The following is a 12,400-nucleotide window of genomic DNA, read 5'->3' as shown; positions in this document are numbered from 1 at the left end:
CCGCCGACTGGCTCTCATATATAACGTCGGCGAGATCGCAGCTGAGTTGGCTGGAGAGCACCGGGCGACTGCCAGCGGCGGAGGAGTCGTACCGGGGCGGGCTGCCGGGCGAAGTCAGTCTTCCATTTGACGCTGGCGGCCTGTTGACGGATGGAGGCGGCGCGGACGGCGAGCTTCAGGCCGGCTGGAGCGAAATAACGGCGGCCGCGAATTTGCTGCTGACCGGAAAGCTGGATACGGCGGGATTTATCCAGGCGCTCTCGTCTCCCCTCGGGGGAGAGGGGAGTGATCCTGCTCCAGCGTATTAATCTCAGAGCGACAGCTTAAGCTTCACGAGAAGCACCCCGTCCTTGCTGTCCACTTCGGAGGCGCGAAGGAATGAGACGATCTTGGACGGATAGAAGCCAAGATCGAATTCCTCCTCCAGTGAACTGCGCGTCGTATCGGGCAGTTCAAGGCCGTTGAAGATGATGCTGTCCACATGGAACATCAGCGCGTTGACCGGCTTCTCCTGTACGGTGTAATGCCCTTGCAGACGAAGCGACAAATCCCCGCTCTTGCCGGAGGCGATTACCGAACCGCTCTCGAATGTAAAAGCGAAATTGTCGAACAGCTTGTTCCGGGAACGCAAAAATTCGTTCAGATCGGCTTCCTTCAGATTCAATTCGTAAGTCATCCCCCGGCGGGTCAGGACGCCGTCACGGCCCTCCACGAACTGAGGCAGATCATTCATCGCCGCGGACAGCGCTTTGAAATACGTCTTGACTTCATGCATCCCGATATTTTGCCAGTATGCCGTGAACTCCTCCAGCAGCGCCGCCATATTCTCCGGATTGCCGCTGCTCTGAATCGTGTTGTCAATATCCTTATGTAAAGCCTCAACCCGCAGCTTCTGCTTCTCCAAGGCGCTCTTCAGCTCCGCCAGCTCGACCGCAGAGCGCTCCGCCGCAGCCAGCGTGGCCCGCAGAGCTTCATACTCCTTCTCATACTCCGCCAGAATTTCCTTGTCCCGACCCATAACCATCTCATAGTAATCGAGCAGAATGAACCATTTGCTTAGCGTCCTTGCGGACAGCAGAGCGGTCAGCAGAGGGTCTCTGTCCCCCATATAGTAAGCGCGCACAACGGCGCCCGCCCGTTTTTCTTTGTCCGCGATATCGGCTTTTTTCCGGTCTGCCTGGCTGTTTAGTTCGGCCGTTGTTTGTTCAAGCGCGCGCTGCTCGGCGCCGATGCGCCTAATTTCCTTTTCGATTTCAGTCGCGGACAGCGTCTGCTGCATCAGCCTGCGGGCTTCCTCATTGTCCGGAAAAGAGGGCATGGAAGAAGGCGGGGAAGCGGAAGGGGCGGCGGCCAGCAGGCTTGGCTCCGGATCGGCAGAGGAATAGGACGAAGGCGGAATCAGCAGCAAACAGCAGAGCAGTATGGACAAAAAGGCAGCCAATCGTATGCGGAAGAGCACCGCCCTCACCTCCTTGTAAGATTTTGGCTTATGCTAGGTATGATATGTTCGATCCTGTAAAAATATCATACCCCTTTTCAGGCCGGGGGCCTATATAAAGGCACACAAAACAACCCCACACCGCGTGGGGTCTTGATTGTTGTCAGTTTCAGAGCTAGACGCCTTGATCACAGGGGAAGGCCCATCTCGAAGATCGTCCAATAGCTGAAGCCTGTAAAAGCGACGATCATATAGCCCCAGAACAGCAGGATGTAGGTTTTTTCCGTGAATTTCATATACCCCAGGATGACGAAAAAAGCGGTCTGCAAAAAGAACAGCAGAGCCATTTCAACCATTTCTCCGGCAAAAGCCATCAGGCCGATCACCAGCGTGAAAAATCCAAGTACCCGAAACATCCGAGCCACTTCATCATCCCCCTCCTCAGGTTGGAACGAGCGGATTTGCCTATAATCATTATACCCGGCGGATAAAATAGTGTAAACGAATACAATGGGAAAAAGGACGATTTTCTCAAGGTGTGTGACTTAGGTTGTTGACCATGGCGGAAGGTGGGATGAGCGCTATTTTCCCGGACAGCGTATGAGCGGAAGCCAAAATGGAAATACAAAAGAGTATCAAATAGATTCTATGAACTCTATGAGAGGCATAGGAATGGAGTAAGCTGCTTTTATCCCCATTCACTTGCTGGCGGGACCGCCGGTTATGAAGATGGTTATTTCAAGATGTTACTAGGAGGTTTGGCTTTATGACAGCCATTAGACAGGATGCCTGGAGCGAGGAAGACGATCTCATCTTGGCGGAGGTTACCCTTCGCCATATCCGGGAGGGCAGCACACAGCTGGCCGCATTTGAAGAAGTGGGCGAAAGAATCGGCAGGACATCGGCGGCCTGCGGATTTCGCTGGAACAGCAGTGTGCGCAAAAGCTATGAGGAAGCGATTTCGATTGCGAAAAGCCAGCGCCAGAAAAGGAGCTATCTGAAAAAACAAACCTCGTCCAGAGGAGCGCAGGTAGCCGGCTTCATAATTGGTGACGGTGAAGAGATTTACGGAAATGAAGGAGCCGAGAATTCCCTGTCCATCGATGCCGTGATCCGGTTTCTGAGACAGTGGAAAGGGACTCACCAGGAGGCGGGCCGCCAGCTGAAAATGCTGGAAAGGGATCTTCGCGACAAGGAAGAGGAGCTGTCGGAGCTTCGAGCCGAGAATGAGAGATTGTCCAAGGAAGTGAACACGGCCCAAAGCGATTACCGCGTCGTTAACGACGACTACAAGGCGCTGATCCAGATCATGGACCGCGCCCGCCGGCTCGCCTTCTTAAGCGAAGAAGAAGAGGAGATCAAGAACCGCTTCAAGATGGACGCCAACGGAAATCTGGAACGGATCGAATGAAGGAGAGCAAGACCTGTGAAATCCCGTCTGCGGCTTGAAGAGATGCCGAGCTGGCGGGATTTTCCTTTTGCTCTCCGTCCGATATACTAGATAAATAACCCCGCGGCGCGGGGTCCGAAAACTGAGCATCGGACGGTGGATGGAGCTATGAGAATCGATATTATCGGCGCGGGCTCGCTCGGTCTGCTGCTGGCGGGAGGGCTGACCCGCGCCGGAAGCCGCGTCCGGCTGTGGTGCCGAAGCGAGGAGCAATGCGCTGCGCTTTCGGAGAGCGGTATTACGATAAGCTATGAAGACGGAAGGCAGCCGATCCGGATTTCGGGCAGCGATATTGAAGCGGTTCCGGTCGGCAGGTTCCCGCAGGCATACCCCAGGTCGCCGGGAGACTGGCTTGTGCTTACGGTTAAACAAGGGCCGCTGCGCCATAGGCTGCCGGAGCTTCTTGCGCCGCTCCGGGAAAGTGAGCTGAATCTTCTGTGCCTTCAGAACGGCTGGGGACATATGGAGCTGCTCCGGGAGCTGCTGCCAGCAGCCCATCTGTATGCGGCTGTAACGACGGAGGGAGCGAAGCGGGAGTCCCCGGTCCGGGTCGTTCACGCCGGGAAGGGACAGACGTTTATCGGTTTATGGGGGGAGAGCGGGACTGAACGGAATACTACAGCCGCTACTGCTGCTCAATTGACGGATGCGCTGGCATTAGCAGGATTTTCCGCAGCTATGTCGAATCAAGTGGAAACTATGATATTCCGGAAGCTCCTGATTAATGCCGTAATCAATCCGCTGACGGCCGTATGGCGTATTCCTAACGGCGAGCTGCTGTCCTCCAGTCTCCGTATGAGCATGATGCGAGAGCTATACGAGGAAGCGGTTTCCGTCTACGACGCCTGCGGAATTGCCTGCGAATCCAGCCTATGGGAAGACATACTGGAGGTATGCCGCGCCACAGCCGGGAATCTGTCCTCCATGCTGGCGGACGTTCTGGCCTCCAGGGAGACGGAAATCGGCTGGATCAACGGCAGTCTGGTGGAATTGGCGGAACGGTCGGGCGTAGAGGTTCCCGCGCACCGATGGATAATCAGGATGGTGGAGGGCATGACTGTAAAGGAGAGGTGAAGCCGCTTGGAATGGCTCCGCAATTCGCTGATCGTATTGAGCGTACTGCCTGTGCTGCCTTTTTTGCTCGTCTATTATATCTCCGTCGCCATGGGGCGGGGCAAGAAGCCGGCTCTTCAGCTGGCTATGGATGTGACGACCGTATTTTTGCTGTTCTCCGTGTCTGCGCTGTTCAATAATATTTTTCATTCGGGGTTCGGCTTCTACTTGATCCTCCTGCTTGTGCTGATTGCGGCGGGATTGATCGGCGGCGCGCAGAATCGCCTGAAGGGAAAGGTGGATGGGAAAAGATTGCTCCGGGTAGTCTGGCGGCTCGGTTTTTTGGTTATGGGGGCAGGCTATGTGCTGTTCATGGTTATCGGAATGATCAAATACATTTTGCAGGTAATGTCATGAAACATCACACTTCCAGAGACTGGATGTCACATAACTTTTGGAAAATTTAAAAAACTTTATTTCCGGGTACATTCCTCTAGATTTTTTTGACCACTGGTTGTATAATCATAAACCATATACCACTATTTAGGGGGAACTGCTAGATGAAGAAGAGTAAAAGTCTTTTAGTCTTGTTCGCACTCGTTCTTGTTATCGGAACTGTGCTTGCAGGATGCGGCGGTGGCAATAATGCTGCCACGAACACCGGCAACACTGCGGGCAACACGCCAGCCGCAACGGATGGGGACGCGTCGGGCGAGAAACTTGCCGCCGATCAAACGCTTAAAATCAACCTGAGCTCCGAGCCTCCGACATTCGATCCGGCTCTTGCTCAAGACAACCAGGCCAACACGGTCCTGAAGACCCTGTACGAAGGCTTGACCCGCATGGATGATGAGACTGGACAAGCCGAACCGGGCATCGCCGAGAAATGGGAGATTTCCCCGGACGGTTTAGTATATACGTTCCACCTGCGCGACGCCAAGTGGAGCAATGGAGACCCTGTAACAGCCGCAGACTTCGTTCGCGCCTGGAAACGGGTCCTTGATCCTGCCGCTCCTGAAGCAGCGCCCTACGCATACCAATTGTACTACCTGAAGAACGCCCAAGAGTACTATGACAAGAAAATCACCGACTTTGGCCAAGTAGGCGTTAAAGCGGTGGACGATAAGACGCTCGAAGTAACGCTTGTGGCACCAACTCCTTACTTCCTTGGACTTCTGTCCTTCTATACTTACTATCCGGTTCATAAATCGATTGAAGGCAATCCGAAATGGGCAACAAACAAAGACAGCATGATCGTTAACGGTCCTTTCACCCTGTCCGAGTGGACGACCGGACAGACGCTGCAAGTAACGAAGAACGAAAACTACTGGGATAAAGATGCTATTAAACTGAGCAAAATCGACTTCTCACTCGTGAACAGCGGTGCAACCGAGCTTTCGGCTTACGAGAGCGGCCAATTGGACCGTGCAGGCGGTCCTAACGGCGAAATTCCGACGGACCAGCTTCCGATTGTTGAAAAGAAGTATCCGGATGAGTTCAACAGAAAAGGTATTGCAAGTGTGTACTACTACGAGTTCAACGTAACCGAGAAGCCTTTCAACAACGCTAAAATCCGCAAGGCTCTTGCGATGACGATCGACCGTCAGACGCTGATCGACAAGGTTACGCTGGGCGGACAACTGCCGGCCTTCGGCTATGTTCCTCCGGGTATCGCTGGCGCCAACGGCGAATACCGTTCGGCTATTAAAGACAACTACTTTACTGAAGATGATGCACAAGCCAAGGCCTTGCTGGCTGAAGGTCTGGCGGAAGAAGGTCTGACCAAACTGCCAACTTTTACATTGTCTTATAACACTAGTGAAAATCATAAAAAGCTTGCCCTGGCAATCGCCGATATGTGGAAGAAAACTCTGGGCGTTGACGTGAAGCTGGAGAATCAGGAATGGGCGGTATTTATCGAGAACCGTCAGCATCAGAACTTCCAGGTTGCCCGTGCGGGCTGGATAGCGGATTACAATGATCCCATGACCTTCCTCGACATGTGGGTAACAAAGGGCGGCAACAACGACACCGGTTATGCCAACCCTGCTTATGACAAGCTGATTGCTGAAGCAAAAGCTACGGATGATCTTGCGGTTCGTCAAGAGAAGTTCGCGGCTGCCGAGAAAATGATCATCCAGGACGATATGATCCTGATTCCGATTTACTACTACACCAATAACGCGTTGACCAAGCCTTACCTGAAAGGCGTAACGCTTGATTTCAGCGGCGGAATCGATCTGACTCGCGCTTATCTGCTCGAGCACTAAGATTGAACGATTACTATTAAGCTTGAAGTAGTTCTTGCACTTCGGGATATATATGTGGACTTCCATATATATCCCTTTTTTTTTGAAAGTTAAGCATTTATCAGCCGCGCTTATCCTTTGCCTTATATTTTTACGAGAAACGGATGACGTCCTTGCCAGGGACAAACCACCGTTTCTTCTTACATGTCCGCTCACTTGTAAAAGTTATGGGTAAATTACAAATATAGATAAATGGACAACTGGTCAATTATTGCATAAAATCAAATTGTGTTGTGAAAAAAATGTCGAAGGAGGTGTTGACGGGCATGGTACGCTATGTTGCAAACAAGTTTTTCTATATGCTGGTTTCGCTGTTTGTGCTGATCTCGGCAACGTTTTTTCTGATGAAGGCCATTCCGGGTGATCCGTTCACAGCCGAGAAGAAGATACCGGATGAAATCCGCCAGCGGCTGTATGAGCAGTTCGGTCTGGACAAGCCCGTCTACCAGCAGTATTTAAGATATTTGGGCAATATTATACAGGGTGATTTCGGAATTTCCATGAAGCGCCTGAATCAGGACGTATCGCATATTATTAGCCAGACCTTCTCCGCTTCATTAAAGCTCGGAATTGTCGCCATTATCGTGTCGGTTATTATCGGCATTTTGCTGGGGATGCTGGCGGCGCTGTATCACCGCAAATTTATCGACACGGCAGCGATGGTGCTGGCGGTACTCGGGATCGCCGTACCGAGCTTCGTGCTTGCCACGGTGCTTCAGTACGTCTTTGCTTCGAAGCTGGGTTGGGTCGATGTCATGGGCTTCAATGACCCTTTGGACTATGTGCTTCCGGTGGCCGCTTTATCGGCCCAGCCGACCGCGTTTATCGCCAGGCTGACCCGCTCCAGCATGCTTGAAGTGCTGCATGCCGATTACATCAAGACGGCGAAGGCCAAAGGTCTGAGCTGGATTGTGATCCTCTTCCGCCACGTTCTGCGAAACGGTATTTTGCCGGTCGTGACCTATCTTGGGCCGATGACGGCCAATATCGTTACCGGCTCCGTTATCATCGAACAGATTTTCGGCATCGGCGGCATCGGCAAGCAGTTCGTCGAAGCGATCAGTGTCCGCGATTATCCGATCATTATGGGGATTACGATCTTCTACGGTATTCTGCTTATGGTAACGCGCTTTGTTACGGATGTCGCCTATGTGTTTGTAGATCCGCGGATTAAACTGACCGGGGGGAAGGAGGGCTAAGAAATGGCATCAGAACAACATATGGTTCCACCGGGCGTTAACCTGAAGCCCGAAGATTTCCGCAAGATTGGCGTGGACGAGAAGCAGGCGGAGGTTATTTCGCGCGAGAGTTTGTCGGCCTGGCAGGACGCCTGGCAGCGGCTGCGTCAGAACAAAATGGCTATGGCTTCATTGGGCCTGCTCGTATTGGTTATTTTGGGCGCCATCATCGGCCCTCATTTGACCCCTTATACTTATGATTCAAACGATTTGCTGAATACGAACCAGCCGCCTTCCGGAGCTCATTGGTTCGGGACCGACGATCTGGGCCGCGATATGTTCGTCCGCACCTGGTACGGTGCGCGAATTTCCTTGATTGTAGGTCTGGCCGCAGCCCTGATCGACCTTCTGATCGGTGTAGTATACGGCGGCATTATGGGCTTCTTTGGCGGCCGTACCGACAGCATCATGAACAAAATTTCTGAAGTTCTGTACTCCATTCCATACCTGCTGGTCGTTATTCTGCTTCTGGTTGTGCTGGAGCCAAGCTTGTGGACGATCATCCTGGCGCTGACGATTACGGGCTGGATTAACATGTCGTGGATTGTGCGCGGCGAGATTATGCAGCTCAAGAACCGCGAGTACGTGCTCGCTTCCCGCTCGATGGGCGCCAGTTCCAACCGTCTGCTGTTCAAGCATCTGCTTCCGAACGCGATCGGACCGATTATCGTAACGGTTACGCTGTCTGTCCCGAACGCGATCTTCGCGGAAGCCTTCCTGAGCTTCCTTGGACTCGGCGTACAGGCTCCGAAAGCCTCGCTCGGTTCAATGATCAGTGACGCGTTGACCGGTTGGCTCGCCTTCCCATGGCGCATGCTGTTCCCGGCGATCCTGATCAGTGTGACGATGCTGGCCTTTAACATTTTTGGCGACGGCCTTCGCGACGCGCTTGACCCTAAACTGAAGAAATAGGAGGTGAACGATGATGGACCCGATTTTACAGGTGAAAGATTTGCATGTTTCGTTTTTTGTAAAGGGTGGTGAAGTACAGGCCGTCCGCGGCATGAACTTCGAGATCGGCAAAGGGGAGACGGTAGCGATCGTCGGCGAGTCCGGCAGCGGAAAGAGCGTTACCGCCCAATCGATTATGCGGCTGATTCCTTCGCCTCCGTCGAAAGTGAAGCAGGGCGAAATTATTTTTCAGGGACAGGATCTTCTTAAGAAAAGCACTAAAGAAATGGAAGCTATTCGCGGCAAAGACATTGGCATGATATTTCAAGACCCGATGACCTCTCTTAACCCTACGATCAAAGTGGGCAAGCAAATCACGGAAGTATTGATCAAGCATCAGAAAATGTCAGCGGCCGAAGCGACCCAGCAGGGTATTGAAATGTTGAAGCTTGTCGGCATCAAGAATGCCGAGGCCCGCTTTTATCAATATCCCCATGAATTTTCCGGCGGTATGCGGCAGCGGGTTATGATCGCGATTGCCCTTGCCTGCCGTCCGGCGCTGCTCATTGCGGACGAGCCGACAACGGCGCTCGACGTAACGATCCAGGCGCAGATCATGGACGTGATGAAGGATATGCAGCAAAAGCTCGGCACCTCCATCATTCTGATCACGCATGACCTTGGCGTTGTTGCCGGCATGTGCGACCGGGTTATCGTCATGTATGCGGGCGAAGTGGTGGAGACGGGAACGAGATGGGAGATTTTCAAAAATCCGCAGCACCCCTACACGAAGGGTCTGCTTCGTTCGATGCCGCGCCTCGACCAGAAGAAAGGCGAGCCTCTGATCCCGATTGTCGGCACGCCGCCCGATCTGATCAAGCCGCCGATCGGCTGCCCGTTCACTGCACGCTGCAGTGAAGCGATGTCAATCTGCGAAAGAATCGATCCGGGCACAACGGAATTCAGCGAAACGCATACGGCGCGCTGCTGGAATCTGCACCCGATGGCCAAGGAGGTGCAACAATCTTGAGCAAGCAACTGATTGAGGTCGAAGGTCTCAAGAAATACTTTAATGTAGGCCAGGGCAAGGTACTGAGAGCCGTTGATAATATCAGCTTCTCGATCCGCGAGGGCGAGACGCTTGGCATGGTGGGCGAGTCCGGCTGCGGCAAGACGACAGCGGGCCGCACGGTTCTGCGTCTGTACGAGCCGACCGCCGGAAGCGTCAAGTTTAACGGCACGGATATTTACAAGCTGTCGCCGGGCAAGATGAAGGCGATGCGCCGGGACATGCAGATGATCTTCCAGGACCCTTACGCGTCGCTCAATCCGCGCTTTACGGTGTCGGATATTATCGGCGAAGCGCTGGATATTCACAACATGGCCGGAAGCCGCGCCCAGCGGAAGAAGCGGATCGAGGAGCTGCTCGATATGGTTGGACTCAACCATGACCATGCCACGCGTTATCCGCATGAATTCTCCGGCGGCCAGCGCCAGCGGATCGGGATTGCCCGCGCCCTTGCGGTTAATCCGAAATTCATTGTCTGTGATGAACCGATCTCGGCGCTTGACGTATCGATTCAGGCCCAGGTCGTCAACCTGCTGAAAGAGCTCCAGACCCGCCTGGGTTTGACGTATTTGTTCATTGCGCATGATTTGTCCATGGTTAAGCATATCAGCGACCGTGTGGCGGTTATGTACCTGGGCAAGATGGTCGAGCTGGCCGAGAGTGAAGAGCTGTACGCCAACCCGATTCATCCGTACACCAAGACGCTGCTGTCGGCTATTCCGATTCCCGATCCTGAAATTGAAGTCAACAAGAAACGTCTGCATATGCACGATGAGCTGGCCAGCCCGATTTACTCGGCTGATGAGCAGTCAAGTGAAGAGGAAACGCAGCTAGTTGAGGTTTCGAAGGGCCACTGGGTAGCCAAGGCATACGCCTGAGCTTCGATGCAGCTTATCTTTCTTGTCCCAAAGGACAAGCGTGAACATTCCGGGGCTTCCCGCTGCTCTCCAAGAGCGGCCGGAAACTCCGGTTTTTTCGCATAGAAATGGTGAAATTTGAGAATGAGCTTTGACGCGGCGGCGTCCATTGGATACAATCAAAAAGAAGTTTGAGCACGACCTGAGAGTACATACTTACGGCGGAGCAGAACAGGAGGCACTTAAGGATGAATGTTGTACCGGAGCCGCTGCCGGGCGGGCCGGCGCTCGCCCGAAGGGTTATGGATAGCTATGAAACGGTGGCTCATTTGTACGGCGGCGATTTTCTTACGGAGGAGAACAAGCGGCTGCGGGCTGCTTGGCTGGATCAGAGCGAGAACCTCCGGGCTGACCGGAGCGAGCTTGCGGAAGTGCTGCGGGCCTATAATTCAAGGTATAATAACCATGAGAAAGTAAGGGCATCGCTTGATCTGCTGGAGCAGCCGGGGACGCTGGTCGTTGCCGGGGGACAGCAAAGCGGCCTGTTTACAGGCCCGCTCCTTGTGATCTATAAAGCGATCACGGCTATTCTCGCCGCTAAGGAGGCCAGCCGGGAGCTGGGCCGGCCGGTTGTGCCCCTCTTCTGGATTGCCGGAGAGGATCACGATTGGGATGAGGTTAATCATACGTATGTGCTGAACCGGTCGGGGGAAGTGAAGAAACTGAAAATCGAGCTTCCGGATGCGGGACATTCCCCGGTCAGCTATATTAATGTAGAAGAAGAGCATTGGCAGGGCCCTCTTGAGCAGTTGGAAGAGCTGCTTCAGGAGAGCGAATTCAAGGCGGATATGATGGAGCTGATGCGGACCGCCTCTCGTGAAGGCGGCATGAGCGGCGCTTTTGCGAAAATTATGGGTTCACTGTTTGGCAAATACGGTCTGGTGCTGCTGGATTCGGCGGACCCGGCGCTGCGGCGGCTGGAGCGGCCGTTCTTCCGCTCGCTGATCGAGAACAATGACAGGCTTGAAGCATCCTACCATCAAACGGCTGCCGACATCAAGGAGGAAGGATTTCAGCTTCAGGCCGATGTGACGGCCGGGAGCGCGAATCTTTTTTATATCCATGAAGGCGCGCGGCTGCTGCTGATCAAACAGGACGGACTATTCACCGACCGCAAAGACACGATCTCCTTCTCCCGCGAGGAGCTGCTGGACCTTCTGGACCGCCATCCCGAACGCTTCAGCAACAATGTGCTGACCCGGCCGCTGATGCAGGACTATCTTCTGCCTGTGCTGGCGACTGTGCTTGGACAAGGAGAAATCTCCTACTGGGGGATTACCGGCAGGGCTTTTGCGCAGATGGGATTTCGAATGCCGCTGATCATTCCCCGCATGTCTTTTACGATCGTGGAGGGCACGCTGCACAAGCATTTGGAGAAGTATGGACTGACGTTCGCCGATGTTCAGGGAGGACTGGAGGAGAAGAAGCGCCGGTGGCTGGAAGCTCAGGACGAGCTGGAGCTGGCCAGACGGTTCGAAGAGGCAAAAGTCGCTTTCGCCGCTATGTACGACCCTCTTATCGAACAAATCGGCACGGTTCAGGTCGGACTCATCAAGCTGGGCGGCAGCAACAAGGAGAAAATACTGGATCAGATTTCCTTCTTGCAGCATAAAGTGCAGGACGCCATGGCCAAGCAGAATGAAGCCGCGCTGCGGCAATGGGAGCGGATAGAACGCTCGCTGATGCCGCTGGGCAAGCTGCAGGAAAGAGTGTACAATATCAACTATTATTTAAACAGATACGGCAGGTCCTGGCTGGACGGGCTGATGGAGCTGCCGACGGATTACAGCGGGACGCACCGCATCATTCATATGTAGGAGGTTATTCAATGAGTTCCCTATCTAAGCAAAATAGTATTGTAGCCGATATGTCACTTGCTCCCGGCGGGCATCTTAAAATTGACTGGGTTCGCCAGCATATGCCTGTATTGAACCGGGTCCGTGAGCAGTTCGAAGCGGAGCAGCCGTTCAAAGGGCTGAAAGTATCCATTACGCTGCATCTGGAAGCCAAAACCGCCTACTTGGCCAAAGTTGTG

At 53.6% G+C, this 12,400-nt stretch carries 13 protein-coding genes; 11 read left to right on the top strand and 2 right to left on the bottom strand.

Annotated elements, in window-relative coordinates; translation table 11 throughout:
* A partial coding sequence (locus L692_RS32365) for a hypothetical protein (protein WP_036721775.1) occupies positions 1 to 308 on the top strand: 308 nt, incomplete at its 5' end.
* 2 nt (positions 309 to 310) lie between these two features.
* Here L692_RS32365 and L692_RS0103560 read toward each other — a convergent pair.
* Together L692_RS0103560 and L692_RS0103555 are read right to left on the bottom strand one after the other, a co-directional pair.
* A complete protein-coding gene (locus L692_RS0103560) occupies positions 311 to 1,459 on the bottom strand; it encodes a hypothetical protein (RefSeq protein ID WP_025697277.1) in 1,149 nt (382 codons plus the stop codon).
* Positions 1,460 to 1,626: 167 nt separating this feature from the next.
* Positions 1,627 to 1,863 (bottom strand): DUF2626 family protein, encoded by a 237-nt coding sequence (locus L692_RS0103555; RefSeq protein WP_025697275.1) that lies wholly within the window; start codon positions 1,861 to 1,863, stop codon positions 1,627 to 1,629.
* Positions 1,864 to 2,204: 341 nt separating this feature from the next.
* Here L692_RS0103555 and L692_RS0103550 point away from each other — a divergent pair, with 341 nt between their 5' ends.
* From L692_RS0103550 to L692_RS27675, 10 genes are all read left to right on the top strand, one after another.
* A complete protein-coding gene (locus L692_RS0103550) occupies positions 2,205 to 2,849 on the top strand; it encodes an RsfA family transcriptional regulator (protein ID WP_025697273.1) in 645 nt (214 codons plus the stop codon).
* A 147-nt stretch (positions 2,850 to 2,996) separates the two neighbouring features.
* Positions 2,997 to 3,962 (top strand): ketopantoate reductase family protein, encoded by a 966-nt coding sequence (locus L692_RS0103545; RefSeq protein WP_025697271.1) that lies wholly within the window; start codon positions 2,997 to 2,999, stop codon positions 3,960 to 3,962.
* 6 nt (positions 3,963 to 3,968) lie between these two features.
* Complete coding sequence (locus L692_RS0103540; protein ID WP_025697270.1) at positions 3,969 to 4,358, top strand: DUF3397 domain-containing protein; 390 nt, start codon at positions 3,969 to 3,971, stop codon at positions 4,356 to 4,358.
* 143 nt (positions 4,359 to 4,501) lie between these two features.
* Positions 4,502 to 6,211 (top strand): peptide ABC transporter substrate-binding protein, encoded by a 1,710-nt coding sequence (locus L692_RS0103535; RefSeq protein WP_025697269.1) that lies wholly within the window; start codon positions 4,502 to 4,504, stop codon positions 6,209 to 6,211.
* Between the two features lie 305 nt (positions 6,212 to 6,516).
* Positions 6,517 to 7,449: an ABC transporter permease gene (locus L692_RS0103530; RefSeq protein WP_025697268.1), complete on the top strand. Its 933-nt coding sequence runs from the start codon at positions 6,517 to 6,519 to the stop codon at positions 7,447 to 7,449.
* A gap of 3 nt (positions 7,450 to 7,452) precedes the next feature.
* Complete coding sequence (locus tag L692_RS0103525) at positions 7,453 to 8,400, top strand: ABC transporter permease (RefSeq protein ID WP_025697267.1); 948 nt, start codon at positions 7,453 to 7,455, stop codon at positions 8,398 to 8,400.
* A gap of 13 nt (positions 8,401 to 8,413) precedes the next feature.
* The gene (locus L692_RS0103520) at positions 8,414 to 9,409 is read left to right on the top strand and encodes an ABC transporter ATP-binding protein (RefSeq protein ID WP_025697266.1); all 996 of its coding nucleotides are present in this window, start codon (positions 8,414 to 8,416) and stop codon (positions 9,407 to 9,409) included.
* The gene (locus tag L692_RS0103515) at positions 9,403 to 10,326 is read left to right on the top strand and encodes an ABC transporter ATP-binding protein (protein WP_025697265.1); all 924 of its coding nucleotides are present in this window, start codon (positions 9,403 to 9,405) and stop codon (positions 10,324 to 10,326) included. Before L692_RS0103520 ends, L692_RS0103515 begins: the two co-directional genes overlap by 7 nt.
* Positions 10,327 to 10,553: 227 nt before the next feature.
* On the top strand, positions 10,554 to 12,182 hold the full coding sequence (bshC, locus tag L692_RS0103510) for a bacillithiol biosynthesis cysteine-adding enzyme BshC (RefSeq protein WP_025697264.1): 1,629 nt from the start codon (positions 10,554 to 10,556) through the stop codon (positions 12,180 to 12,182).
* 11 nt (positions 12,183 to 12,193) lie between these two features.
* Positions 12,194 to 12,400, top strand: a 207-nt coding sequence (locus tag L692_RS27675) for an adenosylhomocysteinase (RefSeq protein ID WP_036721771.1), incomplete at its 3' end; no start/stop codon positions are given.

The sequence above is a fragment of the Paenibacillus forsythiae T98 genome (genome assembly GCF_000520735.1).
GTDB lineage: Bacteria > Bacillota > Bacilli > Paenibacillales > Paenibacillaceae > Paenibacillus_AQ > Paenibacillus_AQ forsythiae.
This window is presented reverse-complemented; position numbering and strand designations above follow the sequence as displayed.

What these genes read in the sequence shown, in the direction of transcription:
- L692_RS0103545 (WP_025697271.1), top strand. Translation starts at nt 2,997, where the DNA reads ATGAGAATCGATATTATCGGCGCGGGCTCGCTCGGTCTGCTGCTGGCG.
- L692_RS0103530 (WP_025697268.1), top strand. Translation starts at nt 6,517, where the DNA reads ATGGTACGCTATGTTGCAAACAAGTTTTTCTATATGCTGGTTTCGCTG.
- L692_RS0103550 (WP_025697273.1), top strand. Translation starts at nt 2,205, where the DNA reads ATGACAGCCATTAGACAGGATGCCTGGAGCGAGGAAGACGATCTCATC.
- L692_RS0103520 (WP_025697266.1), top strand. Translation starts at nt 8,414, where the DNA reads ATGGACCCGATTTTACAGGTGAAAGATTTGCATGTTTCGTTTTTTGTA.
- bshC (WP_025697264.1), top strand. Translation starts at nt 10,554, where the DNA reads ATGAATGTTGTACCGGAGCCGCTGCCGGGCGGGCCGGCGCTCGCCCGA.
- L692_RS0103525 (WP_025697267.1), top strand. Translation starts at nt 7,453, where the DNA reads ATGGCATCAGAACAACATATGGTTCCACCGGGCGTTAACCTGAAGCCC.
- L692_RS0103535 (WP_025697269.1), top strand. Translation starts at nt 4,502, where the DNA reads ATGAAGAAGAGTAAAAGTCTTTTAGTCTTGTTCGCACTCGTTCTTGTT.